Source organism: Thauera sp. K11 (genome assembly GCF_002354895.1).
Taxonomy (GTDB): Bacteria; Pseudomonadota; Gammaproteobacteria; order Burkholderiales; family Rhodocyclaceae; genus Thauera; species Thauera sinica.
In genome coordinates, this window is sequence record NZ_CP023439.1 from 1,278,215 (window position 1) to 1,305,189 (window position 26,975).

General features: G+C 63.1%; 20 protein-coding genes. All 20 read right to left on the reverse strand.

Translation table 11 applies throughout. The features are described 5' to 3' along the window. Positions 1-15: 15 nt before the first annotated feature. The 20 genes from CCZ27_RS23310 to CCZ27_RS05695 all read right to left on the reverse strand — a co-directional run bounded on the left by CCZ27_RS23310 (position 16) and on the right by CCZ27_RS05695 (position 26,924). The gene (locus CCZ27_RS23310; protein WP_157748454.1) at positions 16-159 is read right to left on the reverse strand and encodes a hypothetical protein; all 144 of its coding nucleotides are present in this window, start codon (positions 157-159) and stop codon (positions 16-18) included. A gap of 266 nt (positions 160-425) precedes the next feature. Continuing rightward, positions 426-779, reverse strand: a complete 354-nt coding sequence (locus CCZ27_RS23315) for a hypothetical protein (RefSeq protein ID WP_157748455.1) — start codon at positions 777-779, stop codon at positions 426-428. A 506-nt stretch (positions 780-1,285) separates the two neighbouring features. After that, positions 1,286-1,720: a hypothetical protein gene (locus tag CCZ27_RS23320; RefSeq protein WP_157748456.1), complete on the reverse strand. Its 435-nt coding sequence runs from the start codon at positions 1,718-1,720 to the stop codon at positions 1,286-1,288. A 31-nt stretch (positions 1,721-1,751) separates the two neighbouring features. Continuing rightward, complete coding sequence (locus CCZ27_RS23325; RefSeq protein WP_198363272.1) at positions 1,752-1,988, reverse strand: hypothetical protein; 237 nt, start codon at positions 1,986-1,988, stop codon at positions 1,752-1,754. Positions 1,989-2,155: 167 nt separating this feature from the next. Further along, positions 2,156-3,184: an IS630 family transposase gene (locus CCZ27_RS05645; protein WP_096452219.1), complete on the reverse strand. Its 1,029-nt coding sequence runs from the start codon at positions 3,182-3,184 to the stop codon at positions 2,156-2,158. A 74-nt stretch (positions 3,185-3,258) separates the two neighbouring features. Further along, the gene (locus tag CCZ27_RS23330) at positions 3,259-3,672 is read right to left on the reverse strand and encodes a hypothetical protein (RefSeq protein WP_157748458.1); all 414 of its coding nucleotides are present in this window, start codon (positions 3,670-3,672) and stop codon (positions 3,259-3,261) included. Positions 3,673-3,871: 199 nt separating this feature from the next. Beyond that, a complete protein-coding gene (locus CCZ27_RS23335) occupies positions 3,872-4,180 on the reverse strand; it encodes a DUF6968 family protein (protein WP_157748459.1) in 309 nt (102 codons plus the stop codon). Between the two features lie 26 nt (positions 4,181-4,206). After that, a complete protein-coding gene (locus CCZ27_RS05650) occupies positions 4,207-6,480 on the reverse strand; it encodes an RHS repeat-associated core domain-containing protein (RefSeq protein WP_198363273.1) in 2,274 nt (757 codons plus the stop codon). 771 nt (positions 6,481-7,251) lie between these two features. Continuing rightward, complete coding sequence (locus tag CCZ27_RS23340) at positions 7,252-7,821, reverse strand: hypothetical protein (RefSeq protein ID WP_157748460.1); 570 nt, start codon at positions 7,819-7,821, stop codon at positions 7,252-7,254. Next, positions 7,818-10,145 carry an RHS repeat-associated core domain-containing protein gene (locus CCZ27_RS05660; protein ID WP_198363274.1) on the reverse strand — a complete coding sequence of 776 codons (2,328 nt, stop codon included), beginning with the start codon at positions 10,143-10,145 and terminating at the stop codon, positions 7,818-7,820. The genes CCZ27_RS23340 and CCZ27_RS05660 overlap by 4 nt, the downstream gene beginning before the upstream one ends. An 892-nt stretch (positions 10,146-11,037) precedes the next feature. Continuing rightward, positions 11,038-11,265 carry a hypothetical protein gene (locus CCZ27_RS05665; protein WP_157748461.1) on the reverse strand — a complete coding sequence of 76 codons (228 nt, stop codon included), beginning with the start codon at positions 11,263-11,265 and terminating at the stop codon, positions 11,038-11,040. 21 nt (positions 11,266-11,286) lie between these two features. Next, positions 11,287-12,085, reverse strand: a protein-coding gene (locus CCZ27_RS05670) for an IS5 family transposase (protein ID WP_096446353.1) whose coding sequence is annotated in 2 segments (ribosomal slippage) — positions 11,287-11,815 and positions 11,814-12,085 — 801 coding nt in all. Because the reading frame shifts where the segments join, the coding sequence is not laid out codon by codon here. Between the two features lie 42 nt (positions 12,086-12,127). Next, complete coding sequence (locus CCZ27_RS05675; RefSeq protein WP_198363275.1) at positions 12,128-14,386, reverse strand: RHS repeat-associated core domain-containing protein; 2,259 nt, start codon at positions 14,384-14,386, stop codon at positions 12,128-12,130. 946 nt (positions 14,387-15,332) lie between these two features. After that, complete coding sequence (locus CCZ27_RS23345; RefSeq protein WP_157748462.1) at positions 15,333-15,770, reverse strand: hypothetical protein; 438 nt, start codon at positions 15,768-15,770, stop codon at positions 15,333-15,335. Between the two features lie 2 nt (positions 15,771-15,772). Next, positions 15,773-17,026 (reverse strand): RHS repeat domain-containing protein, encoded by a 1,254-nt coding sequence (locus tag CCZ27_RS05680; RefSeq protein WP_096446357.1) that lies wholly within the window; start codon positions 17,024-17,026, stop codon positions 15,773-15,775. Between the two features lie 108 nt (positions 17,027-17,134). Beyond that, the gene (locus CCZ27_RS23350; RefSeq protein WP_157748463.1) at positions 17,135-17,488 is read right to left on the reverse strand and encodes a hypothetical protein; all 354 of its coding nucleotides are present in this window, start codon (positions 17,486-17,488) and stop codon (positions 17,135-17,137) included. 744 nt (positions 17,489-18,232) lie between these two features. Next, on the reverse strand, positions 18,233-18,520 hold the full coding sequence (locus CCZ27_RS24705; protein WP_385961635.1) for a DUF6968 family protein: 288 nt from the start codon (positions 18,518-18,520) through the stop codon (positions 18,233-18,235). A 14-nt stretch (positions 18,521-18,534) separates the two neighbouring features. Further along, positions 18,535-20,169 carry an RHS repeat-associated core domain-containing protein gene (locus tag CCZ27_RS24530; RefSeq protein WP_096446359.1) on the reverse strand — a complete coding sequence of 545 codons (1,635 nt, stop codon included), beginning with the start codon at positions 20,167-20,169 and terminating at the stop codon, positions 18,535-18,537. A 643-nt stretch (positions 20,170-20,812) separates the two neighbouring features. Next, positions 20,813-25,453, reverse strand: coding sequence for an RHS repeat-associated core domain-containing protein (locus tag CCZ27_RS05690; RefSeq protein WP_198363276.1), 4,641 nt, complete (start codon positions 25,451-25,453; stop codon positions 20,813-20,815). Between the two features lie 181 nt (positions 25,454-25,634). Continuing rightward, positions 25,635-26,924: an RNA polymerase sigma factor gene (locus CCZ27_RS05695; protein WP_096446364.1), complete on the reverse strand. Its 1,290-nt coding sequence runs from the start codon at positions 26,922-26,924 to the stop codon at positions 25,635-25,637. Between the last annotated feature and the right edge of the window lie 51 nt (positions 26,925-26,975).

Genomic DNA, 26,975 nt, shown 5'->3' on the forward strand with positions numbered 1-26,975 from the left:
GTAGCCCGCCTGGTTTCAGACGAAGCCGAGGTTGCGAAGCTGCGTGACGTTGCCCGCGGCGTCCGTCTGCACGTCCTTGACCAAGTCGATCGGCGTCCCCGCCACGTCCCCGGCGACCTTGCCGATGCGCCCGGTCGCATCGCGGCTCGTGGTGGGCACCTTGCCCGAGGGGGTGATCGTGGTGATTGGCCGGTCGGCGTCGTAGCACAGCGCTGGTTGCGCGCGACCGACGCATCCGGGTTGGTCCAGTCTGTCTGCGGCACGTTGCCCACGTTGTTCAGCCCGTAGTGCAGCGTCTCGCCGCGGCTGTCGCTCACGCCGATGAGCCGGCGGGCGCTGTCGTACTGGTAGTCGGTGAAACTGCCGTTGGCGGGTGATCCGCTGCAGACCGCCGCGTGGTCAGTACGCGTTGGTAATGGCGGTGTTCAGAACATCTCAAGCCTAATGGCTGCAGCAATAGCAGCTTGAATCGCATCTGCATCGCAGCTAATGCGTAACCAAGTAGGAATAAGGTGCGATTGAATCATCACTTGGTTTTCACCGCTCCTGATAATCAGGGTGTCTGGCGAAACTACGGAAAATCTCTCTCCGACGAGAATTGCTTTGGACTGATAATCGTGTTTTCGATATGCAAGAAAAAAACGGTGTTCATCAGACACGTTCGGCATGCAGTTAGGCATTTCAATCTGAATAGCGCTTAGCTCTTGAGTAGCCAGCGACCGAACGTCACGTTCGATCTTAAGCCTAAATGCCTCATCCTCCCCATGGGGCAAGGTCACATCGAGACTTCGTATTCTCACGATCACATTGCGCGTCCGAACAACAATTCCAGACACACGAAATGTGTTTGATGACTCCTGAAACATAGACTCATCGATACACCAAGAATTCCATAGACTCCGCCCTATAGTCGCCAGGAGTTCCTGTTCATTTGGTTCCAAGCTTAACCACATACTCTGCATGACGACCTCGCTTTCGATGTCCTACCGGGGCCAATGAAGCGTTTCCGGCAGAGCCGGCGATGGAGGCGTAATATCGACTCTAATGGATCCATCTGCATTGATGCGAATTTGAGTTGTTCCGCCATTTGACCCCGGCGCAGATATCCTAGTCCCACCACTGGCGGTTTCGCCAATCCATGACCGGTCGGTCACTGTTGCTCCAGCGCTGATATCCGAGGGACCGTTTCACTCAGAAATCTGCCGGCCGGCCTACGTGTACAGCTTGGCCTGAGCTGTCGTTGGTCCAAATTTGAGAAGGATTTACAACAATGAATGCCGTATGGCTAGAAATAAACAATGAAATCTACGCCTGGCTCCCGAATGCAGGACTTCAGCGCCTCGTGCAATCTCCTCAAGTCTTCATATTCCAAAGTTATGAATGTGACTAATTTTGCCCGAAAAACGCTTAAACCTTCGTCAAAGGGAGTGCTTAGTTCAACCTCTAGAGCAACCTTGCCGACGTTCCCTATTGGGAAGGCTGCAATCTTCAGGTGGGTCTGGGAAAGAGCGCTCATATCTTCCTTGAAGTATCCACCTTCGATACAAGGCACTGCGAATTTTGACAAGGGATAGTCCAGGAATCCTTCAATCCTGTGTTCGAAGTCTTTGACGCCTAGATAGCAGCGTCCTATCCCTTCAAACCCGTCACAGCTTAAAGCCGCTGTTAGCTCAGCACTTTCACCATCATCTAATCTAAGCGAAATTCGAAGCCTCTTCATGCTTTGCCTCTATTATCATTGAGCAGTTCTCTCATTCCACTCCTGAATTATCCAGATCTAAATTAGCTTCATGGATTTCAATTGAGGAGCCATCCTCAAATTCAACAGAATAGACAACTCCCTCCGGGAATTTATTGAAATAATCGCCTTTTGGTCTTGTCAGAAAAACGCCGACGATCCAAGCCCTCTCCCCCGGTCTAGCTTCCTCAGGGGCATTTCCTCGGACGCGAACAATATCGTCGTAATCAAATTTCGGCTTCATATTCATCTAATTGGCAAGTGCTCATTGCCATCCGGCGTTGTAATCCCCGGTCTATGCCCATGCGGCCCTCTTGCACGTGGGTCAGACCGCCCGCGGTGCCCACCACGATCAAGCCGATCTCCAGTTGGCCTACCATCTGCACCGATTATTAACCCGGCAATCAAATAGCCGACTTACCGTGCATACCAAACGTAGTCATGACTGAAATGCGCCTGCACACGATCCGGCATCGCAGCAATGCGTTCCATGCATGTGCGCGCCTTTTCAAGAAGCGCCGTGGCGGTCTTGGCGATCGACCCCGTGCGAATGGTCGTCTTCAGATCGCGGTTCAGGTATTCGTCGGGATTGAGTTCGGGCGCGTACGGCGGCAGGTAGAACAACTCGATCTTCGCGGCACTCTCCGCGATCCACTCGCGAACACGGTTGGCACGATGCACCCGCAGGTTGCCCACGATCAGGAAGACCTTACGCTGGGCATCCTGGATCAGATCCTTCAGGAAAACGATAAAGCGCTCGGCATCAATGGCACCCTCGAAGAACGAGAAGCGCACCAAACTCTGGTTGGTGATCGCCGAGATCATCGAAGTCGAGCCGTGACGGTCGGCTGGCAGGCGAAGCTCGGGCGTCAAACCCGCCATCGAGTCGCCGCGTACCCAGTTCGCGTCCTGGCGAATGGCGGTCTCGTCACCCCAGTAGATCTCGGCATCCTCAGACTTGGCGCGTGCAACGATCTTCGGGTACGCCTCTTCGAGCCACCCCTTGAGCCGGGCCGGGTCCTGTTCGAGCGCGCGCTTGACCGGCCGCTGTGGCGTGAAGCCCCAGCGCCGCAGGTACTCGCCGACCGTGCGAATCGGCATGTCGATGCCGAACAGCTGCTTGATCGCGAGCATCACCGCACGGCGATTCCACAGCGCGAACTCAAGCTGCAGTTGAGTGGGGGTCGAGCCAATGATCTTCAAGCACAGTTGCTCCTCTTGAACCCGCGTCAGGGTTCGCCCCGATCCATGCCGGCGACCACGTTGCCCGCCTTTGATGACGATATCGACGCCATCCGCCTGGGCACGCCGAGCCCATCTCAGGACGGTTCCGACATGCACACCGCACACTTCAGCGATGTAACCTTGCTTGCGAAGCACAAACGCCTGGCAGCGAATATGTTCGAGGGCTGCGGGCGGCAGCTTTCTGGCGTCGATCTTATCCACGCCACAAATTATATCAAAATCCATTTGATTGCCGGGTTAATAAGAAATGGCCGAAGCCGCTCTTTGCTACTTTATCAGGTCCGCAATAGTCTTTTTCTCAAAAAAGGCCAGTCGTCGCGTAAGTAGTCATCCGCAACGACATTCGATATTGCTGCCTCGCTGAGAATTTCATCTATCAGTCGCAGTCTGTCTTCGGAGCATCCTTGAGACAGTTTGTCTATCAGATATAAAGCGACAGAGAAATCTTCGATAGAACCATTTTCCAAAGCATTGGAGTCATCCCAGCTTCCAAAATCCTTCTTATGCCAAAGCTTAAAAAGACCGAGTACGGTTCCGCCTACTTTTCTTGCAGCCTCGTCAAATGTGTCTGAAGTTATTTGCTTAATCGGAACCTCAATAATTCCGCGAGAAGCTTCCTCGGTTGGAAGCTTCTTTGCAAAGTGCAACGTTTCATCTTCTATGTAAAGCTCGAGATATGGTTCGTGCATCTCTATTTTCCGTCACATTGACCGAATGTACTGACGCATTGTTCCCAGAAGCACTCGGGGCACTATATCGAACGGCGTCGGTGCCCTTGGTTAGCGCCTAAATCTGCCCGACAAATTGGACATGTCCAGAGGAAGGCTATCACTGTCTTTGTAAATCTTAGTGGATTTTATTTTTGCGTACTCAATGCGCCAACAGTTTTTACCCGTCTGAATATTCCTCGCCATCCGGCCAGAAGAATTTTTCACTATTGGTGGAGCGATCAAGATATATTTCAACGAAGCTGATTGCTTGCTTCATGGCATTTAAAGGATCAATGCCTCGAATGTCATTTACGCGACCAAGGCATCCACGAATTGCAACGGGGCAAGCCGCTTCGATGTCAGGTTTAGTCCAATAAGGGGTGCCGATTTCAACAACGATTTCAATTAAATCATCGTTCGTCGAACGTTGCATTTTCAAACGTCGTTCAATTAGTACGGGGAATCGGTCATCATTAAGATTTTCCACGTATCATCTCATTTACTTGCAGTTCTTTAGGCACTGGCCGGACAACTCATTTGCTCGGGAATAACATGCTTCTCTGGCTCGTCTCGTCGGAGCCATCTTGCAAATCTCCACCTGAACTTGGTTAGCGGCGTCACACTTTTGCCGACATTCCTCAATGCTATCTTTGCACATCTGCGATATCGCATTGATCGCCTGCATTGTGCTCTTAACAAAGACGTCATTCGCAGGAGCACCTGGAAAAATACATCGAACGACGTCGGCACTCCCGGCAAGCCTCGCGACTCACCTGATGAATTGAGTGGATCGGGAGAAAGGTCATCAGGGTCTATAAACCTCAGTGGGTTTTGTTTGGCGTATCCAAACAAATTTAAGCCACCCGCGATCCCGATCGGATCGGGCGAGATGTAACGCCCGATCGTCGGATCATAGTACCGCTTCCAATTGTAAAAGAGCCCTGATTCCTTATCGAAGTACTGCCCCGGCAACCGCAGATTGACCGTCGTGCTGGTACCTGTGCCCGCGGGGTCTGCGTTCGCCGCCGTGCTGCCGAACGCATCCGATTCCCACCGCCACACCACCTGCCCGGCCTGGTTGCGCGCCACCCTCGGGGTGTTCAGGTGATCTGTCTCCAGGTACAGCACCGTCTCTGGCGTGCCGTGGCGGATCAGCGCGACGGGGGTGTCGTCGCGCCAGACGTAGGTGATGCGCGGGGTGCCCGCCCCGTCAGCCTCGACCAGCAGGCGGTCGGCGTGGTCGTAGAGGTAGAGCGTCGTCGTCGCGCCCTGGGGCGCGGCGGCCGTGGTGCTCTTTCTCAGCCGCCGGCCCTTGTGGTCGTAGTCGTAGGTGGCGAGCAGGGGGCCTGCCGGGGTGCCCTGGCGCACTTCGGCGAGGTAGCCGGCCTGGTTCCAGACGAAGCCGAGGTTGCGAAGCTGCGTGACGTTGCCCGCGGCATCGACGCTCACCGCCTGGCCGGCGACGCTGGCCGGGCGGTTGGTGTGGGGCGTGTAGGTGTGGCTGCCACCGGCGTCGCTCGTGCGGTTGCCGTTGGCATCGTAGCCGAGCGACTGGGTCTTGGCGGGGCCGGCTTCGCTGTCGAGGCGGCCGAGGGCGTCGTAGCCGTAGGTGGTGGTGCCGGCCGGGCTCGCGCGCTCGACGATGTTGCCGTCGGCGTCGTAGGTCAGGGTTTCCCGGGCCCATGTGGAAGTGTGCGGCAGGAGCATGGCCGCGAGGCCCAGTACCAGTACCAGTGCCGTGCGGCGCCGTCCCAGCGCACCGAGCAGCCCCGCACCGAGCAGCGCCAGGGCCCAGGCCGGCAGCGGCACGTCGCCGTCCTGGGGGCGTGTCGCCTGGGTAACCGTTTGCCCGATGGGCAGGCCGTCGTCCGAGAACTGCCGGCTCAGGCCCGTGCCGTTGCCGAAGGTCTGCGCGGTGACGTTGCCCGCGGCGTCCGTCTGCACGTCCTTGACCAGATCGATCGGCGTCCCCGCCACGTCCCCGGCGACCTTGCCGATGCGCCCGTCCGCATCGCGGCTCGTGGTGAGCACCTTGCCCGAGGGGGTGATCGTGGTGATCGGCCGGTCGGCGTCGTCGTAGGTGTACCGGGTGGTCAGGCTCACCGTGCCGATGGTGCGCGTCTCGCTCTCGAGGTTGCCGCGGGCGTCGTACGCGTAGCGCGTGCTCCCCAGCTTGTCGCTCGCCTGGCACAGCCGGCCGATGCCGTTCGCGCAGCCGGTGTCCCAGGTGTAGGTGACGTTCTCTCCGCTTTGGGGGTAAGCGACGGTGAGCGGGCGGTTGAGCGCGTCGTAGGTGAAGCTCGCGGTGGTGCCGCGCCCGTCGCTCAGGGTCTTGAGGTTGCCTGCCGCATCGAAGGTGGCCGGCCGGCTGCCGCGGTCGGCGGACGTTTCCTGGACGTTGCCCAGGCCGTCGACGGTGAAGCCGGTCGCGGCCTGGTTGGGCGCGGTGAGGCCGGTCAGGCGGTCCTGGCCGTCGTAGGCGAGCTGGGTGAGGCCGGCGAGCGGATCGGTGATCCGCAGCGGGCGGTCCAGGCCGTCGTACTCGGTGGTGGTGGTCTTGCCCCGGAAGCTGGCGTCGCTCGTGCGGTTGCCGTTGGCGTCGTAGCCGTACAGCGTCGAGACGTCCTCGCCGTTGCGGGTCTCGATCAGGTGCTGCAGGCGGCCCAATGCATCGAAGGCGAAGCGCTGGCTGCGCGCGACCGAGGCATCCGGGTTGGTCCAATAAGTGTTTCTGCTCGACCTGCTGGCCGTAACCGGGCAGGTGGAAGATTGCTGAGCACGGGACACCACTCCCGTTGTGTGGAGGGGTTGTGCGGCTTGCCGGCGCTGCACGTGCCTTGGCATCCCGGGGCGTTTCGGTGGAAACGCATCACCGGGAGGACCATTCACCCAGGGGCCGAGGAGCGCTGATCAGGCGCGAAGGTGATCCGTCCGGGGATCAGCCGGCAACGGCAGTTGGGCTGCGGTTGCGTTCGAGGGAAACGAGGTTCGGGACCTCGGGGATCGGGCCCAGGGGCCCGTCACGCGGCGGCGTCATGCGCCGCCATTGCCTTTCTACCGATCCCCCCGCTTTGGGAGGCCGCGCGCCTCAGGGGCTGGCGGAACCTACGGGCGGTGGTAGGCGCGTCGTCACTAGCCGCGCTGCTCCTAGTGACGACGCGCGGCGCTGGCTCAGCCGGGTGCCGGGGCACAGCCGATCGGCGCGCACACCGGGCGGCGATCGATGTTGCCGGCCCGACGCCGGTGCAGGGAGATTGGCGCACGCGATGGGGCGCGTGCACGGAGGATCACCACCGACGGTCGAGCCACGTGACGATCCAGCAAGGTGCAGACGCACTAGGAACAGTGAGGAGATGCACAGCGCAACCGTAGGAGGCTACGCTCGCCGATTCAGGATCGGCGGAACTCTATAGGCGCGTAACGAGCGCTACGCCTTTTCGCGCCGCGATGGTGCAGGACAAGGAGCCTTGACGCAGCCTTCATTGGACGACTCGGGCCGGTACGCGTCAAGGGGCGATAACGTATTCACCGGGGTTTGCCGGCGATTGCGTGTGGCAGCTACTGGGCCAGCTCTTTATATCGCGCCAACAGCCCAACATCAAAGCGCTGAACGTCGATTTTGTCGACGAAGTCAAATTCGTAGCGAATGTCTTCCGAACGATCGCTCCCCGCATCCCCAACAAGCTCAGTCAGTGCCCGCTCAAGCACAGTGTAGTCATCAAGCATCAACCCGAGGCGCGCTAGGTTGGTGGCGCAATATCTCACTAAACGATCTTGGGACTTGGCCACATCGAGCGCCTTCTCAGCGATTGCGATCGCCTCATTACTACTAGAAGGTTCGATCATGCCAAGAGTGATCGCAAGGCCCGCATGTGCCATCGGATCACTTGGCAAGTCGTGGATACGTCGGCGCAGGCAGTCGATGTAAAGCGAATCGTTCCTTGCCTTAGAACATTCGCTTGCGAGCAGCGTATACAAAACGGCGCGGTCCTCGTCCGAGGTTGATGCCGCCAGCAACTGCTCTAACCGAGGAACACTCCCTGGAACGGAGCCGAACCGGGACTTGACACGCTGACTTCTCAGCGTAGCCAACTCAGCAATTAAGGCAGCGTGCTCATCTCTCGTCATCGCCAGTTACCTCTCGGTGCAGGAGGTGGTGCCCAGCCGTCTACGTCAGCATCACTCCAAGGAGGCGGCGGATCTGGTTGCTTCCGGCGGCACATGTCGCCGCGGATGCGAGCGCGTTCTATGCAGCCTCCATAGGACCAGTGGCCAAAATATTTGCTGCAAGCTGCTTCTTCCAGTTCCTGCTGCTCCTCGCATGGATCCTTGTCATCGGGCGTGCACAGTTCCTTGATTTTCTGCGCGATGCTCTTGATCACCTTTTTGCCCGATGGCCCGGACATGTAGATCGCGCCACCAACAATCAACACGCTGCCACCAACGACGACAGCCGCCGCGTTCTCGCCTCTTGGATCGGTAAAGGTCAGCGGATTCTGCTTCGCGTACCCAAACAAATTTAGGCCGCCCGCGAGCCCGATCGGATCGGGCGAGATGTAACGCCCGATCGTCGGATCATAGTACCGCTTCCAATTGTAAAAGAGCCCTGATTCCTTATCGAAGTACTGTCCTGGAAACCGCAGATTGACCGTCGTGCTGGTACCTGTGCCCGCGGGGTCTTCGTTCGCCGCCGTGCTGCCGAAGGCATCCGATTCCCACCGCCACACCACCTGCCCGGCCTGGTTGCGCGCCACCCTCGGGGTGTTCAGGTGATCTGTCTCCAGGTACAGCACCGTCTCTGGCGTGCCGTGGCGGATCAGCGCGACGGGGGTGTCGTCGCGCCAGACGTAGGTGATGCGCGGGGTGCCCGCCCCGTCAGCCTCGACCAGCAGGCGGTCGGCGTGGTCGTAGAGGTAGAGCGTCGTCGTCGCGCCCTGGGGCGCGGCGGCCGTGGTGCTCTTTCTCAGCCGCCGGCCCTTGTGGTCGTAGTCGTAGGTGGCGAGCAAGGGACCGGCCGGGGTGCCCTGGCGCACTTCGGCGAGGTAGCCGGCCTGGTTCCAGACGAAGCCGAGGTTGCGAAGCTGCGTGACGTTGCCCGCGGCATCGACGCTCACCGCCTGGCCGGCGACGCTGGCCGGGCGGTTGGTGTGGGGCGTGTAGGTGTGGCTGCCGCCGGCGTCGCTCGTGCGGTTGCCGTTGGCGTCGTAGCCGAGCGACTGGGTCTTGGCGGGGCCGGCTTCGCTGCCGAGGCGGCCGAGGGCGTCGTAGCCGTAGGTGGTGGTGCCGCTCGGGCTCGCGCGCTCGACGATGTTGCCGTCGGCGTCGTAGGTCAGGGTTTCCCGGGCCCATGTGGCAGTGTGCGGCAGGAGCATGGCCGCGAGGCCCAGTACCAGTACCAGTGCCGCGCGGCGCCGTCCCAGCGCACCGAGCAGCCCCGCACCGAGCAGCGCCAGGGCCCAGGCCGGCAGCGGCACGTCGCCGTCCTGGGGGCGTGTCGCCTGGGTAACCGTTTGTCCGATGGGCAGGCCGTCGTCCGAGAACTGCCGGCTCAGGCCCGTGCCGTTGCCGAAGGTCTGCGCGGTGACGTTGCCCGCGGCGTCCGTCTGCACGTCCTTGACCAGATCGATCGGCGTCCCCGCCACGTCCCCGGCGACCTTGCCGATGCGCCCGTCCGCATCGCGGCTCGTGGTGAGCACCTTGCCCGAGGGGGTGATCGTGGTGATCGGCCGGTCGGCGTCGTCGTAGGTGTACCGGGTGGTCAGGCTCACCGTGCCGATGGTGCGGGTCTCGCTCTCGAGGTTGCCGCGGGCGTCGTACGCGTAGCGCGTGCTCCCCAGCTTGTCGCTCGCCTGGCACAGCCGGCCGATGCCGTTCGCGCAGCCGGTGTCCCAAGTGTAGGTGACGTTCTCTCCGCTTTGGGGGTAGGCGACGGTGAGCGGGCGGTTGAGCGCGTCGTAGGTGAAGCTCGCGGTGGTGCCGCGCCCGTCGCTCAGGGTCTTGAGGTTGCCCGCCGCATCGAAGGTGGCCGGCCGGCTGCCGCGGTCGGCCGATGTTTCCTGGACGTTGCCCAGCCCGTCGACGGTGAAGCTGGTCGCGGCCTGGTTGGGCGCGGTGAGGCCGGTCAGGCGGTCCTGGCCGTCGTAGGCGAGCTGGGTGAGGCCGGCGAGCGGATCGGCGATCCGCAGCGGACGGTCCAGGCCGTCGTACTCGGTGGTGGTGGTCTTGCCCCGGAAGCTGGCGTCGCTCGTGCGGTTGCCGTTGGCGTCGTAGCCGTACAGCGTCGAGACGTCCTCGCCGTTGCGGGTCTCGATCAGGTGCTGCAGGCGGCCCAATGCATCGAAGGCGAAGCGCTGGCTGCGCGCGACCGAGGCATCCGGGTTGGTCCAATAAGTGTTTCTGCTCGACCTGCTGGCCGTAACCGGGCAGGTGGAAGATTGCTGAGCACGGGACACCACTCCCGTTGTGTGGAGGGGTTGTGCGGCTTGCCGGCGCTGCACGTGCCTTGGCATCCCGGGGCGTTTCGGTGGAAACGCATCACCGGGAGGACCATTCACCCAGGGGCCGAGGAGCGCTGATCAGGCGCGAAGGTGATCCGTCCGGGGATCAGCCGGCAACGGCAGTTGGGCTGCGGTTGCGTTCGAGGGAAACGAGGTTCGGGACCTCGGGGATCGGGCTCAGGGGCCCGTCACGCGGCGGCGTCATGCGCCACCATCGCCTTTCTACCGATCCACCCGCTTCGGGAGACCGCGTGCCTCAGGGGCTGGCGGAATCTGCGGGCGGTGGTCGGCGCGTCGTCACTAGCCGCGCTGCTCCTAGTGACGACGCGCGGCGCTGGCTCAGCCGGGTGCCGGGGCACAGCCGATCGGCGCGCACACCGGGCGGCGATCGATGTTGCCGGCCCGACGCCGGTGCAGGGAGATTGGCGCACGCGAACTTGCGCGTGCACGGGAGAACATCGCCGACGGTCGCGCCGCGCGGCGATTCAGCAAGGTGCATACGCACCAGGAACAGTGAAGAACTGCACAGCGCGGCCTCGGGAGCCACGCACGCCGATTCAGGATCAGCTGAACTTGAAAGGCGCGTAACGAGCGCTACGCCTTTTTGCGCCGCGATGGCGCAGGACAAGGAGCCTTAATGCAGCCTTCATTGGACGACTCGGGCCGGGGCGCGTCAAGTGGCGATGACGACTTCGCCGGGGTTTGCCGGCGATTGTGCGTGGCAATGGCAGGGTGCCGGACGAAACGAAAGGCCGCATCAACGGCCTTTCTCGTAGCAGCCACTCGCCGCTAAAGGCAGCGGGAGAGTGGCTTTACGGGTTATTTTTTTGACATAAGAATATAATTCTTAGGTTTTGATCTCTTCCATTTCCGGAGGGCGAAGATCTGGAAACTCCTTGTACAAGGGCTCCAAGAGCTCTAGGTCCATCTCAGCAACCACCATCCCAATCGCTTGCTGTGTCTTTTTCCGAAACTGCGCGTCCTCTGAATTGTTGACGATGTAGAGCACATCATTTGCTCGCTCGAACATTTCAGACACCAGCGCGTGAATCCTCTCTGCTTCCGTACGATTCATTCATTACTCCTTAGAACCTGTTCACGATCTTTTAAGCAATAGCACCAAGAAGGCCAGGTGGATGAATTGCAAGCTGGTGTTGAGCTTGCGCTCGCAGTTCTTCCACAGTCTTCGATTCTTCTCAAGCCAGGCAAAGCTGCGCTCGACGATCCAGCGCTTGGGCATGACCTTGAAGGTATGCAACTCACTGCGCTTGGCGATCTGCACCGTGACCTGTTCGCCCAAGATGTCTCCTACACCCTGGGCGAACGGTTTACCGCTGTAGCCGCTGTCGCCCAGCAAGCTTTCCACTCGCTTCAAGCCAGGCTTGCACCGCTCCAACGCTCGTAGCGCACCCTTGCGGTCGGTCACTTCCGCTGTCGTCACCGCGATGGCGTGCGGCAAGCCTTGCGTGTCCACCGCGATGTGCCGTTTGATTCCCGAGACCTTCTTGCCCGCGTCATAACCCTTCTGACCCGCCGTGTCAGTGTTCTTCACGCTCTGCGCGTCCACGATCAAGAACCTGCTGCAAGCGTTGCGTCCCTGTTTCTCGCGGGCCGCGCCAACCTGATTTTTTGAGCGCCCGCTCAAGCAGGCTCACGCCGTTCTCATCCGGCTCGCTCCACTTGGCAAAGTACGAGTGCACGGTTCGCCATTTCGGAAAATCGCTGGGCAGCGCTCGCCACTGGCAGCCCGTACGCAGCAGGTACAACACCGCGCACCACACCTCGTACAGATCCACTCTGCGTGGCTTGGTACGCTTGCGTGCTTGTTCCAGAATCGGAAGAATCTGCTCGAATCGATCACGACTCATGTCACTCCGATAGGTCTTCTCTCGCATCCGGGGAGTTTGCCCAATGGGGGAAAGATCGTGAACAGGTTCTTAGTAATCGCACCCAACTGCATTCATGCAACGCCGAATACAGGCACGGTATGGCCCAACATTATCCGTTCTGCCAGGCATGTCGAGTTCATACTGGCAGAATGTAATGCAGTAGTTCTTGCGCTTTCTGCAGAATTCCTCGCTGGGTTTGCACATCTCCTTGATGGCATTGCCAATCTGTTGGACTGCAGCTTGCCCCTGTGGAGTACTCATAGCAGCACCAACTATGAGAATTCCGCCAAGCAGCATTGCGTCATCTACCCCTGCGACCAAGCCTTTCGGATCGGTGAACCTCAGCGGGCTTTGATTCGCGTACCCGAACAAGTTCAGGCCCCCCGCGAGGCCGATCGGATCGGGCGAGATGTACCGCCCGATCGTCGGATCATAGTACCGATTCCAATTGTAAAAGAGCCCTGATTCTCTATCGAAGTACTGGCCGGGAAACCGCAGATTGACCGTCGTGCTGGTACCTGTGCCCGCGGGGTCTTCGTTCGCCGCCGTGCTGCCGAAGGCATCCGATTCCCACCGCCACACCACCTGCCCGGCCTGGTTGCGCGCCACCCTCGGGGTGTTCAGGTGATCTGTCTCCAGGTACAGCACCGTCTCTGGCGTGCCGTGGCGGATCAGCGCGACGGGGGTGTCGTCGCGCCAGACGTAGGTGATGCGCGGGGTGCCCGCCCCGTCAGCCTCGACCAGCAGGCGGTCGGCGTGGTCGTAGAGGTAGAGCGTCGTCGTCGCGCCCTGGGGCGCGGCGGCCGTGGTGCTCTTTCTCAGCCGCCGGCCCTTGTGGTCGTAGTCGTAGGTGGCGAGCAAGGGACCGGCCGGGGTGCCCTGGCGCACTTCGGCGAGGTAGCCGGCCTGGTTCCAGACGAAGCCGAGGTTGCGAAGCTGCGTGACGTTGCCCGCGGCATCGACGCTCACCGCCTGGCCGGCGACGCTGGCCGGGCGGTTGGTGTGGGGCGTGTAGGTGTGGCTGCCACCGGCGTCGCTCGTGCGGTTGCCGTTGGCGTCGTAGCCGAGCGACTGGGTCTTGGCGGGGCCGGCTTCGCTGTCGAGGCGGCCGAGGGCGTCGTAGCCGTAGGTGGTGGTGCCGCTCGGGCTCGCGCGCTCGACGATGTTGCCGTCGGCGTCGTAGGTCAGGGTTTCCCGGGCCCATGTGGACGTGTGCGGCAGGAGCATGGCCGCGAGGCCCAGTACCAGTACCAGTGCCGTGCGGCGCCGTCCCAGCGCACCGAGCAGCCCCGCACCGAGCAGCGCCAGGGCCCAGGCCGGCAGCGGCACGTCGCCGTCCTGGGGGCGTGTCGCCTGGGTAACCGTTTGTCCGATGGGCAGGCCGTCGTCCGAGAACTGCCGGCTCAGGCCCGTGCCGTTGCCGAAGGTCTGCGCGGTGACGTTGCCCGCGGCGTCCGTCTGCACGTCCTTGACCAGATCGATCGGCGTCCCCGCCACGTCCCCGGCGACCTTGCCGATGCGCCCGTCCGCATCGCGGCTCGTGGTGAGCACCTTGCCCGAGGGGGTGATCGTGGTGATCGGCCGGTCGGCGTCGTCGTAGGTGTATCGGGTGGTCAGGCTCACCGTGCCGATGGTGCGGGTCTCGCTCTCGAGGTTGCCGCGGGCGTCGTACGCGTAGCGCGTGCTCCCCAGCTTGTCGCTCGCCTGGCACAGCCGGCCGATGCCGTTCGCGCAGCCGGTGTCCCAGGTGTAGGTGACGTTCTCTCCGCTTTGCGGGTAGGCGACGGTGAGCGGGCGGTTGAGCGCGTCGTAGGTGAAGCTCGCGGTGGTGCCGCGCCCGTCGCTCAGGGTCTTGAGGTTGCCTGCCGCATCGAAGGTGGCCGGCCGGCTGCCGCGGTCGGCCGATGTTTCCTGTACGTTGCCCAGGCCGTCGATGGTGAAGCCGGTCGCGACCTGGTTGGGCGCGGTGAGGCCGGTCAGGCGGTCCTGGCCGTCGTAGGCGAGCTGGGTGAGGCCGGCGAGCGGATCGGCGATCCGCAGCGGGCGGTCCAGGCCGTCGTACTCGGTGGTGGTGGTCTTGCCCCGGAAGCTGGCGTCGCTCGTGCGGTTGCCGTTGGCGTCGTAGCCGTACAGCGTCGAGACGTCCTCGCCGTTGCGGGTCTCGATCAGGTGCTGCAGGCGGCCCAATGCATCGAAGGCGAAGCGCTGGCTGCGCGCGATCGAGGCATCGGGGTTGGTCCAATAAGTGTTTCTGCTCGACCTGCTGGCCGTAACCGGGCAGGTGGAAGATTGCTGAGCACGGGACACCTCTCCCGTTGTGTGCAGGGGTTGTGCGGCTTGCCGGCGCTGCACGCGCCTTGGCATCCCGGGGCGTTTCGGTGGAAACGCATCACCGGGAGGACCATTCACCCAGGGTCCGAGGAGCGCTGATCAGGCGCGAAGGTGATCCGTCCGGGGATCAGCCGGCAACGGCAGTTGGGCTGCGGTTGCGTTCGAGGGAAACGAGGTTCGGGACCTCGGGGATCGGGCCCAGGGGCCCGTCACGCGGCGGCGTCATGCGCCGCCATCGCCTTTCTACCGATCCACCCGCTTCGGGAGGCCGCGCGCCTCAGGGGCTGGCGGAATCCGCGGGCGGTGGTAGTCGCGTCGTCACTAGCCGCGCTGCTCCTAGTGACGACGCGCGCGCGGTGGCGACGGGCTACCCGGGCTCGCTGTGCCGCCCTGCCGCACGACCGCAATTGCATCGGCCGACGACGAGGTGAAGCGAGCGCCGGTCAACACCGTCGCCACGTTTCGCTATAGGGAATTGGCCACAGCCGGCAGTCATACTGCTGACGCCCTGCGGCCGAGGGGGCTCGGCGCCGCACGGGGCGGCACGCGCAAAAGGAAGGCCCACGATTCTTGCGAACGGGGCCTTCGCTCGATGCCGATCCACCCGAAGGTGGCACGGCACGGACAGCACTGCATTCAGCCGAGCGGCTGAACAAGTCTCACGACCGATGCGATGGCCGGACCCGACCAAAGCCGGGAATCTACAAGGCAGGTAACGACTGCGACGCCAGCAGGGCTGGGCTTCAGGGTGATGGAGATCGCCGCTGAAGGCTGGGCAGACACGATGTCCGCAGAAGCCCTTGCAGTACGGCGCAGGGATCATCCGGGATTCAAGGGCGCGACGACGATTGCCACCCTCAAATGCCGCCAACGCCGGGGGCTTGGTTGGTAGAAGGCGGGCCGTTCCCCCCTCAATAAAGGTTTAATCCGAACCCGGCACCTTTTCGCCTACCCAATAAGGCACATCCGGCATTACAAGTGCTGGTGCAATTTGAAGCCCCACCCCCAAGCCAGAAAGTGCCTGTAGAGTTTCACGGTCCAACACACATGCAAAGCACTCCTCATCACTTTGCTCGACTGGGCACAGCGTAAAAAAAGCATAGTCTATTCCGGTATCACAAGCCGAAAAAGCACCAGCAAGTTGCGCATGAGCCGCAATGAAATCGCGCACTTCGGCATCAATCAAGTCAAGATGGAAGCGGTACCAAGGTGAGGCATAACACCATGAATCTACGTCAGGAATCTTCCGCATTAATCCAATTTGCGTAATTGTCGATCCCGGAATTGGTGCAGCTAACGCACACCGATCAACACTGGCTTTCCTGCCATAAATTGATATTTGGCCGAGTATCCTAAACATGATCAGTGCCAGAAATCACTTGTCTTACCGCACATCCCGACAGCAGCAATGCGAATTGTGCCGTCCTTGCACTTGCAGATGTCGTAGCGGGATTCTGGCACAGCACCGTTTTCCCGTTTATAAGCATGCTCATCCAGTATCCCCGCCTGCACAAGATCCCACTTGCTGGCTTTCCGGCAATCAGGCTTGTCGTCATCATCGTTCCCGTTGCATAGATCAGCGATTGCTTTGCCCGCAGATTTGAGTGTCTTCTGCCCGGGCGGTGACATAAGAATTAACGAACCAACGCCCGCAGCGCACGCAATTGGCCCTCCCAAGCACCAACTCAGCGTAGCCGCCTCCCCTGTTGGGTCTGAGTATCGGAGCGGATTTTGATTTGCATACCCAAACAAGTTCAGGCCGCCGTCGAGCCCAATAGGATCGGGCGAGATGTACCGCCCGATCGTCGGATCATAGTACCGATTCCAATTGTAAAAGAGCCCCGATTCCTTGTCGAAGTACTGCCCCGGAAACCGCAGATTGACCGTCGTGCTGGTACCTGTGCCCGCGGGGTCTTCGTTCGCCGCCGTGCTGCCGAACGCATCCGATTCCCACCGCCACACCACCTGCCCGGCCTGGTTGCGCGCAGCCCTCGGGGTGTTCAGGTGATCCGTCTCCAGGTACAGCACCGTCTCTGGTGTGCCGTGGCGGATCAGCGCGATTGGAGTGTCCTCGCGCCAGACGTAGGTGATTCTTGGGTTTCCCGCCCCGTCAGCCTCGACCAGCAGGCGGTCGGCGTGGTCGTAGAGGTAGAGCGTCGTCGTCGCGCCCTGGGGCGCGGCGGCCGTGGTGCTCTTTCTCGCCCGCCGGCCCTTGTGGTCGTAGTCGTAGGTGGCGAGCAGGGGGCCTGCCGGGGTGCCCTGGCGCACTTCGGCGAGGTAGCCCGCCTGGTTCCAGACGAAGCCGAGGTTGCGAAGCTGCGTGACGTTGCCCGCGGCATCGACGCTCACCGCCTGGCCGGCGACGCTGGCCGGGCGGTTGGTGTGGGGCGTGTAGGTGTGGCTGCCGCCGGCGTCGCTCGTGCGGTTGCCGTTGGCGTCGTAGCCGCGGAGCGTCGAGACGTCCTCGCCGTTGCGGGTCTCGATCAGGTGCTGCAGGCGGCCCAGCGTATTGAAGGCGAAGCGCTGGCTGTGCGCGACCGACGCATCCGGGTTGGCCCAGTTTGTCTGCGGCATGTTGCCCGCGTTGTCCAGCGTGTAGCCGCGGCTGTCGTCCACGCGGATGAGCCGGTGGGCGCTGTCGTACTGGTAGTCGGTGAAACTGCCGTTGGCGGGTGATCCGCTGCAGACCGCCGCGTGGTCAGTACGCGTTGGTAATGGCGGTGTTCAGAACATCTCAAGCCTAATGGCTGCAGCAATAGCAGCTTGAATCGCATCTGCATCGCAGCTAATGCGTAACCAAGTAGGAATAAGGTGCGATTGAATCATCACTTGGTTTTCACCGCTCCTGATAATCAGGGTGTCTGGCGAAACTACGGAAAATCTCTCTCCGACGAGAATTGCTTTGGACTGATAATCGTGTTCTCGATATGCAAGAAACAAACGGTGTTCATCAGACACGTTCGGCATGCAGTTAGGCATTTCAATCTGAATAGCGCTTAGCTCTTGAGTAGCCAGCGACCGAACGTCACGTTCGATCTTAAGCCTAAATGCCTCATCCTCCCCATGGGGCAAGGTCACATCGAGACTTCGTATTCTCACGATCACATTGCGCGTCCGAACAACAATTCCAGACACACGAAATGTGTTTGATGACTCCTGAAACATAGACTCATCGATACACCAAGAATTCCATAGACTCCGCCCTATAGTCGCCAGGAGTTCCTGTTCATTTGGTTCCAAGCTTAACCACATACTCTGCATGACGACCTCGCTTTCGATGTCCTACCGGGGCCAATGAAGCGTTTCCGGCAGAGCCGGCGATGGAGGCGCAATATCGACTCTAATGGATCCATCTGCATTGATGCGAATTTGAGTTGTTCTGCCATTTGGCCCCGGCGCAGATATCCTAGTCCCACCACTGGCGGTTTCGCCAATCGTGTAGGGTCCTGGCCCAGAATTCCTTACGAATGTCTGATACGGATCTCCGACACCATCGGTATTTGTCCTCCCCCCTCCGGGTCTCGGATTGTTGCCCACTGTAGGTGTAGGGCAATATGGACCATCCGCGATGACTGGGGGACTCTTGGGCGGAGGGAGAGAATCACCTATTCTTGGATAGAACCGCCCGAAACTCCAGCCGCCGGGACGATTGCCAGGATGCGGAATGACATACCGTGGATTGCCGACTCCCCGTCGTTGAAGACCTTCGGGCCTAGCTACCGGTTGGGTACGTCAAAGATCAATATAGCCCATCCCGCGGCGGATGGGCGTGACGACGCCCGATTTGCCACAACCAAGGAACGGCAGCCCGGCCCCTTTGTACTATTCGCCCTCGCTTTCATAAGATTCTCCGCTAGGCCAGCAGAGACTTCCTTCGGAACTATCCTTCAAGTAGGAGTTAACGAACCTAACTGCGCACTCGACCGCATCGAGCAAATCCATTCCATATATATCGGAAGCCCCACTCAGCATGCCTTCGATCAGGACGGGACATGCAGCTTCAATGCCTTCCTCAATCCAATATGGCTGTCCCAGCCTCACTGTAACCGGCCTGCGCTGGCCGGTCCCATTCTCCACCAAGACCAATGAGCGCTCAGCAATTACATTCATTTTCGCGGATGAACTCAATTTTTCCCCCGAAGGCAATCACCGTAAATGTCAGCAGCTCGCGCATAACACTGTTTCCGAGCTGCGGCCGTTGGGCTCATTTTGCATATACGTATTTGCGCCTGGTATGCAGCCCAGCATTTCTGCTCCCGATCAGCAGAAGTGCTCATGCACCAGTCGACAGCTTTGGATATTGCCGGTTCGACGTATGGATAAAGTAACGTACCCAAACCATAGCCAGCAAGCCCCGCGCCAGCGACAGCGGCACTCGCCCCAAGACCGGCAGTAGCGCCTGCTCCGGCTACTGAACTTCCACCGCCGAACCCGCCCAATACAGCCGTTGCCTGTAAGCCATCGGGGTCTGTGAAGCTCAGCGGGTTCTGACTTGCGTACCCAAACGAGTTCAGGCCGCCCGCGAGCCCGATCGGATCCGGCGAGATGTACCGCCCGATCGTCGGATCATAATACCGGTTCAGATTGTAAAAGAGCCCTGATTCCTTATCGAAGTACTGCCCCGGAAACCGCAGATTGACCGTCGTGCTGGTACCTGTGCCTGCGGGGTCTTCGTTCGCCGCCGTGCTGCCGAACGCATCCGATTCCCACCGCCACACCACCTGCCCGGCCTGGTTGCGCGCCACCCTCGGGGTGTTCAGGTGATCTGTCTCCAGGTACAGCACCGTCTCTGGCGTGCCGTGGCGGATCAGCGCGACGGGGGTGTCGTCGCGCCAGACGTAGGTGATGCGCGGGGTGCCCGCCCCGTCAGCCTCGACCAGCAGGCGGTCGGCGTGGTCGTAGAGGTAGAGCGTCGTCGTCGCGCCCTGGGGCGCGGCGGCCGTGGTGCTCTTTCTCAGCCGCCGGCCCTTGTGGTCGTAGTCGTAGGTGGCGAGCAGGGGGCCTGCCGGGGTGCCCTGGCGCACTTCGGCGAGGTAGCCGGCCTGGTTCCAGACGAAGCCGAGGTTGCGAAGCTGCGTGACGTTGCCCGCGGCATCGACGCTCACCGCCTGGCCGGCGACGCTGGCCGGGCGGTTGGTGTGGGGCGTGTAGGTGTGGCTGCCACCGGCGTCGCTCGTGCGGTTGCCGTTGGCATCGTAGCCGAGCGACTGGGTCTTGGCGGGGCCGGCTTCGCTGTCGAGGCGGCCGAGGGCGTCGTAGCCGTAGGTGGTGGTGCCGGCCGGGCTCGCGCGCTCGACGATGTTGCCGTCGGCGTCGTAGGTCAGGGTTTCCCGGGCCCATGTGGAAGTGTGCGGCAGGAGCATGGCCGCGAGGCCCAGTACCAGTACCAGTGCCGTGCGGCGCCGTCCCAGCGCACCGAGCAGCCCCGCACCGAGCAGCGCCAGGGCCCAGGCCGGCAGCGGCACGTCGCCGTCCTGGGGGCGTGTCGCCTGGGTAACCGTTTGCCCGATGGGCAGGCCGTCGTCCGAGAACTGCCGGCTCAGGCCCGTGCCGTTGCCGAAGGTCTGCGCGGTGACGTTGCCCGCGGCGTCCGTCTGCACGTCCTTGACCAGATCGATCGGCGTCCCCGCCACGTCCCCGGCGACCTTGCCGATGCGCCCGTCCGCATCGCGGCTCGTGGTGAGCACCTTGCCCGAGGGGGTGATCGTGGTGATCGGCCGGTCGGCGTCGTCGTAGCTGTAGCGGGTGGTCAGGCTCACCGTGCCGATGGTGCGCGTCTCGCTCTCGAGGTTGCCGCGGGCGTCGTACGCGTAGCGCGTGCTCCCCAGCTTGTCGCTCGCCTGGCACAGCCGGCCGATGCCGTTCGCGCAGCCGGTGTCCCAGGTGTAGGTGACGTTCTCTCCGCTTTGCGGGTAGGCGACGGTGAGCGGGCGGTTGAGCGCGTCGTAGGTGAAGCTCGCGGTGGTGCCGCGCCCGTCGCTCAGGGTCTTGATGATTGCCGGGTTAATAATACAAGTTTCTCACACACTGCGGCAAGCTGTGCTCCCGCCGATGGTTCTAAGACAACCAATTCCAACGCTCCACTTGCGTATGCATCTATCCACTCTTGCCTGCGTTGTTCGCTTAACCATGAGACTGAATCCGAAAGACTTGTACTCCATATTGTCCAATAGGCGAGATATTCGGCAGAAAATTCCTTGCTGGAGGAGCGAAGAACCCTATTGACGACGTTCTGTAATGTTAGGTCTTCGCAGCGGAATGACTTAAGGCCGCGCAACTCGACCACATGACGGCTCCTGTCCTCAAGACAAAAATCTAGGCATGCAACTGCTTTGTGGCGATCAACAGCTACTGCCACCAATTCAGCATCATGTAAAGATAAAGAACACTCAGTATTCACAGTTATTGCCCCCTTTCACGGTCTCTCGGGACAGGAGAAATCGGAACACCTGGACCACGTATTGGCTCTCCACTTGGACCGCGATCCCAATTATGCCCGTGTGGAATACCCTGTCCGTGATCGTGATCCCAGTCTATGTCCCATTCAGGCAGTCCGTCGGCACCATATTTGCGTTCCTGGCCACTGCCTGGGTTGATATGACAAGAGCCGGCTTCACCTGTATTCGGTGTCTTGCTTTGTTCAATGATCCACCAGCTTGCACCCAGAACACCTAAACCGCCCAAACCCCATGCGGTGACTGATCCGCCTGTACCCCAGGCAGCACCAATCAGCGCAGGAATGAAGAATATTCTCCCAGTAGGATCGATCCTCGAAATCGGATCTCCCCCGACATAGCCGTATGTATTGACCCCACCCGCCACCCCAATCGGATCGCTGGAGACATACCGCCCGCTCTTCGGATCATAGTACCGGTGCCAGTTGTAATGCAGCCCTGATTCCTTGTCGAAGTACTGCCCCGGAAACCGCAGATTGACCGTCGTGCTGGTACCTGTGCCCGCGGGGTCTTCGTTCGCCGCCGTGCTGCCGAACGCATCCGATTCCCACCGCCACACCACCTGCCCGGCCTGGTTGCGCGCAGCCCTCGGGGTGTTCAGGTGATCCGTCTCCAGGTACAGCACCGTCTCTGGCGTGCCGTGGCGGATCAGCGCGACGGGGGTGTCGTCGCGCCAGACGTAGGTGATTCTTGGGTTTCCCGCCCCATCGGCCTCGACCAGCAGGCGGTCGGCGTGGTCGTAGAGGTAGAGCGTCGTCGTCGCGCCCTGGGGCGCGGCGGCCGTGGTGCTCTTTCTCAGCCGCCGGCCCTTGTGGTCGTAGTCGTAGGTGGCGAGCAGGGGACCGGCCGGGGTGCCCTGGCGCACTTCGGCGAGGTAGCCGGCCTGGTTCCAGACGAAGCCGAGGTTGCGAAGCTGCGTGACGTTGCCCGCGGCATCGACGCTCACTGCCTGGCCGGCGACGCTGGCCGGGCGGTTGGTGTGGGGCGTGTAGGTGTGGCTGCCGCCGGCGTCGCTCGTGCGGTTGCCGTTGGCGTCGTAGCCGAGCGACTGGGTCTTGGCGGGGCCGGCTTCGCTGTCGAGGCGGCCGAGGGCGTCGTAGCCGTAGGTGGTGGTGCCGCTCGGGCTCGCGCGCTCGACGATGTTGCCGTCGGCGTCGTAGGTCAGGGTTTCCCGGGCCCATGTGGAAGTGTGCGGCAGGAGCATGGCCGCGAGGCCCAAGACCAGTACCAGCGCGGCGCGGCGCCGTCCCAGCGCACCGAGCAGCCCCGCACCGAGCAGCGCCAGGGCCCAGGCCGGCAGCGGCACGTCGCCGTCCTGGGGGCGTGTCGCCTGGGTAACCGTTTGTCCGATGGGCAGGCCGTCGTCCGAGAACTGCCGGCTCAGGCCCGTGCCGTTGCCGAAGGTCTGCGCGGTGACGTTGCCCGCGGCGTCCGTCTGCACGTCCTTGACCAGATCGATCGGCGTCCCCGCCACGTCCCCGGCGACCTTGCCGATGCGCCCGTCCGCATCGCGGCTCGTGGTGAGCACCTTGCCCGAGGGGGTGATCGTGGTGATCGGCCGGTCGGCGTCGTCGTAGGTGTACCGGGTGGTCAGGCTCACCGTGCCGATGGTGCGGGTCTCGCTCTCGAGGTTGCCGCGGGCGTCGTACGCGTAGCGCGTGCTCCCCAGCTTGTCGCTCGCCTGGCACAGCCGGCCGATGCCGTTCGCGCAGCCGGTGTCCCAGGTGTAGGTGACGTTCTCTCCGCTTTGCGGGTAGGCGATGGTGAGCGGGCGGTTGAGCGCGTCGTAGGTGAAGCTCGCGGTGGTGCCGCGCCCGTCGCTCAGGGTCTTGAGGTTGCCCGCCGCATCGAAGGTGGCCGGCCGGCTGCCGCGGTCGGCGGATGCTTCCTGTACGTTGCCCAGGCCGTCGATGGTGAAGCTGGTCGCGGCCTGGTTGGGCGCGGTGAGGCCGGTCAGGCGGTCCTGGCCGTCGTAGGCGAGCTGGGTGAGGCCGGCGAGCGGATCGGTGATCCGCAGCGGGCGGTCCAGGCCGTCGTACTCGGTGGTGGTGGTCTTGCCCCGGAAGCTGGCGTCGCTCGTGCGGTTGCCGTTGGCGTCGTAGCCGTACAGCGTCGAGACGTCCTCGCCGTTGCGGGTCTCGATCAGGTGCTGCAGGCGGCCCAATGCATCGAAGGCGAAGCGCTGGCTGCGCGCGATCGAGGCATCGGGGTTGGTCCAGTCGGTCTGTAGCACGTTGCCCGCGTTGTCCAGCACGTAGTGCAGCGTGTCGCCGCGGCTATCGCTCATGCCGATGAGCCGGTGGGCGCTGTCGTACCGGTAGTCGGTGAAACCGCCGTTGGGGCGGGTGATGCGCTGTAGGCCGCCCCAGGCGGTGTAGTCGTAGGTGGTGGTCTTGCCCGCGAGCGTCACGCTTCTCAACCCGCCGCGCGGCCAGTACGCGTAGGTGATGGTGTTGCCGTTGGCGTCGATCACCGTGAGCGGACGGCCCGCGCCGTCGTAGGCGGTGATGCGGGTGAGGTGGCCGAGCGCGTTGGTGACCGTGGCGAGATCGCCCGCGGCGTGATCGGGGGTGGCGTCGGTGTAGTAGCCGTAGGTGGTGACGTCATTGACGTCGGTCCTCGGGCCGTTCTCGCTCAGCACCTGGCCGCGCGCGTCGTAGGTCCACTGCCAGGCACGCGCCGGCGTGCCCGCGAGCGTGGCATTGAAGCCCTGGCTGCCGTTGGCGTCGGTGGTGGCTTCTTCGGTGCGCGAACACAGCACGCCCAGCGGACGCGTGCCGGTCGGGCCGGGCACCGTGGCGTCCTGCGGGGCGCAGTAGACGCCGCCGTCGCCGTTGTAGACGTAGGTGGTGCGCTTCTTGGGTTCGGCCACCCTGGCCGGCAGCCGCCAGTCGCCGTGCCACTGGGTCGAGATCGTGCGCGCTTCGGGCTTGCCCGCAGCTTCGACCCGCTGCGTCTGCAGGCCGCGGCCGTCGTGTACATAGGTGGTCTGCACGTTGTTGAAGTTGGTGCGGCGTTGCACGAAGCCGTTCGAGGCGTAGCTCACGCTCTGCGCCGACGGACCGCAGCCCGAGCCGCCCGGCTGGCTCGCATTGATGAGCTTGGCGGTGTTGAACTGGTCCTGGTAGGTGAAGGTGCGGCTGCTCGACAGCGCGTCCTGGATCGTGACCGTGCCGTTGGCGTTGTAGGTGACGCCGTGGTGGTCGATGCCGCTGCCGGCGGCACCATGCTCGCTCGAGATCGCCCGGCCCTGGCCGTCGTAGGCGAAGCTCGCGTAGCGCTGGCCGCTCTCGTCGCCGATGCCGGTCAGCGCCTTCGGGAAATTCGCGTTCTCGTAGTGGTAGGTGCGCGCCTGGCCGCCGGGGTAGGTGGCCGACGCCAGGTTGCCCTGGGTGTCGTAGCCGTACTGGATGACGCCGCCGCCCGGTTCGGTGAGGCTCGTCAGGCGGCCGCCGGCGTCGTGGCCGAAGGCGAGCGCACGGCCGAACGGATCGGTGACCGTGGCCAGCCGCCCGTTCGCATCGTAGGCCAGCGTCTGCGCGATCCCTTCCGGGCTCGTGATCGAGACGAGCCTGCCGGCCGCGCTGTAGATCTCGACCTCGCCCGCGCTCGTCACGTAGCGCCAGGTGCCGTCGCTCTGCTTCGCAAGCGTGTCGGCCACGCCGCCCGTCGCGGCAACCCAGTTGCTGCCCGACGGCCTGAACACCACGATCTTGCCGTCTGGGCGGAACACCGCCGCCGACTGCACCGTGTTGACCCCGGTGTTGAGGTAGGGCACGAACAGTTGCAGCGAGCGCTGGTAGGTGTGCGTCCACTGGCCCGCGATGCTGCTGTCGAAGCCTTTCGTCAGGCCGGCCACGCGCGCGGCGCGGCTGCTGTAGGTCCGCACGAAGCTCAGCGGCGATGCGCCTTCGCCGGTGAAATCGGTCTCGCGCTGCGTCTTGTTGCCCCGCCACGCGGGGTTGATCGGATTGGTGCCGTTGTCGGTGGTGCTGCCCAGGCCGTTGTCCACGCCTGCCATGCACATGCCGTTATTGAGGCCGCTGTCCGGGCGCAAGGCGCACGATTGCGTCGTCGGGTCTTTCGCGATGCCGATGTTCGTGCCCGGTTGCAGGAAGATCGGGCTCTCGAACACGTCGACGTAGGGGGTGGTGCTGACCGGATGGCTGATCGGTATCCCGGCGATGCTCCGCGACGCCGACCAGAACCGGTTGACGAACAGCAGGTGGGTGCCGCAACCGGAAACGTAGAGGCGCCCCACGGGAGAGCCGAATGCGCTCTGGAAGGCGGACACCAGCGTGACGGGATCTCTCCAGCCCATGTCGTAGGGAAGGCTCAGGCCGGTGCCCGAATCGTAGATCACCTCCCCTGCGCTGCTGCAGCGCAGCCCGGTGGTGGCATAGCGGTATTCGCCGGCGGCGTTGGGGCCTTCGACGGCGACCAGTTCGAAGCCGAGCGAGAAGTTGAGGTAGGTGCAACCGGTCGCGGCGGCGGCATTGGGCGCGAACGCGAGGCATGCCAGCGCTGCCAGACAGGCAGACAACACGTTCGCCAGACGCGGGAAACGGCGGCGGATGAGGGACGGCATGGGCACACTCGAGTCTGCATGACAAGTGCGCAAGCTTAGCGGCCGCCCATGACGAACAGGCGAACTGAAATGTCGATGTATTGGTCCGTTCGGCCCTCGCCGAAAGGCATGGCCCGCCGTGCCCGCCCGCATTTCGGGCGGCGTTGCCGCACTCTCCGGCTGCCCTTGCGTTTCGTCCGGTCTAGCCGCGGCGGCCGCAGCGTGCCGCCCGCGCCAGCAGCAGGGCGCGTTCGCGGGCGTTGCGGGTGAGTTCGGCGGCGCGCTCGAATTCCGCCCGCGCTTCGCCGGGGCGGTCCAGCCGCGTCAGCAGGTCGCCGCGCACGCTGGGCAGCAGGTGGTAGTGCTGCAGTTGCGGATCGCCGGCGAGGCCGTCGACGATCTCCAGTCCGGCCGCGGGGCCGAAGGCCATCGACACCGCGACCGCACGGTTGAGGGTGACCACCGGGGAAGGCGCGACCTGCGCCAGCGCGTCGTAGAGCGCGGCGATGCGCTGCCAGTCGGTGTGTTCGCGCGTCGGCGCGCGGGCGTGGCAGGCGGCGATGGCGGCCTGCAGGGCGTAGGGGCCGAGCGGGCCGGGCAGGGCTTCGGCGCGGGCCAGCGCGTCGAGGCCGCGGCGGATCAGCAGGCGGTCCCAGCGGCCGCGGTCCTGGTCGAGCAGCAGCACGGGTTCGCCGTCGGGCGCCACGCGGGCCTTCAGGCGCGAGGACTGGATCTCCATCAGCGCGAGCAGGCCGAGCACTTCGCCTTCCGCCGGCATCAGGCCGGCGAGCACGCGGCCCAGGCGCACCGCTTCCTCGCACAGCGCCGGGCGCATCCAGTCGTTGCCCGAGGTGGCGGAATAGCCTTCGTTGAAGATCAGGTAGAGGACTTCGAGCACCGGCGCGAGGCGCTCGCGCAGTTCGTGCGCCGGCGGCACTTCGAAGGGTACGCGCGCCGCGGCCAGGGTGCGCTTGGCGCGCACGATGCGCTGGGCGATGGTGGGTTCGGGCTTGAGGTAGGCGCGGGCGATTTCCTCGGTGGTGAGCCCGCCCATCAGGCGCAGGGTGAGCGCGCAGCGGGCGTCGGGCGAGAGCACGGGGTGGCAGGCGGCGAAGATGAGGCGCAACGGGTCGTCGCCGATGTCGTCGTCGAGGGCGGCGTCGACCTGCTCGGCCAGCGCGTCGCTCGCCAGTTCGTGGCGCAGATCGAGTTCGTGGCCGAGTTCGGCGGCCCTGGCGGCGGCGGTGCGCTCGTGGCGGAGGTGGTCGAGCGCACGCCGCCGGGCGGCCGTCAGCAGCCATGCGCCGGGCCTGTCGGGGACGCCGGCGGCCGGCCAGTGCTCCAGCGCGGCGACCAGCGCATCCTGGGCGAATTCTTCGGCCAGGCCGACGTCGCGCACGATGCGCGCGACGTGGCCGATGACCTTCGCCGCCTCGATGTGCCAGACGGCTTCGACCGTGCGCCGGATCGCGTCCGCGCCGCCGTGCCTCATCGGCGCGCCTTTGCGCCGCGCGACGGCCCGCGCGGGTGCCGCGGCGGCGCC

Bases quoted from the DNA above. Each gene is read 5' to 3' on its own strand.
- CCZ27_RS23320 (WP_157748456.1), bottom strand. From the start codon at position 1,720: ATGAAGAGGCTTCGAATTTCGCTTAGATTAGATGATGGTGAAAGTGCT.
- CCZ27_RS05690 (WP_198363276.1), bottom strand. From the start codon at position 25,453: ATGCCGTCCCTCATCCGCCGCCGTTTCCCGCGTCTGGCGAACGTGTTG.
- CCZ27_RS23345 (WP_157748462.1), bottom strand. From the start codon at position 15,770: ATGTTTAGGATACTCGGCCAAATATCAATTTATGGCAGGAAAGCCAGT.
- CCZ27_RS05665 (WP_157748461.1), bottom strand. From the start codon at position 11,265: ATGAATCGTACGGAAGCAGAGAGGATTCACGCGCTGGTGTCTGAAATG.
- CCZ27_RS23330 (WP_157748458.1), bottom strand. From the start codon at position 3,672: ATGCACGAACCATATCTCGAGCTTTACATAGAAGATGAAACGTTGCAC.
- CCZ27_RS05695 (WP_096446364.1), bottom strand. From the start codon at position 26,924: ATGAGGCACGGCGGCGCGGACGCGATCCGGCGCACGGTCGAAGCCGTC.
- CCZ27_RS24705 (WP_385961635.1), bottom strand. From the start codon at position 18,520: ATGAATGTAATTGCTGAGCGCTCATTGGTCTTGGTGGAGAATGGGACC.
- CCZ27_RS23340 (WP_157748460.1), bottom strand. From the start codon at position 7,821: ATGACGAGAGATGAGCACGCTGCCTTAATTGCTGAGTTGGCTACGCTG.
- CCZ27_RS23325 (WP_198363272.1), bottom strand. From the start codon at position 1,988: ATGAATATGAAGCCGAAATTTGATTACGACGATATTGTTCGCGTCCGA.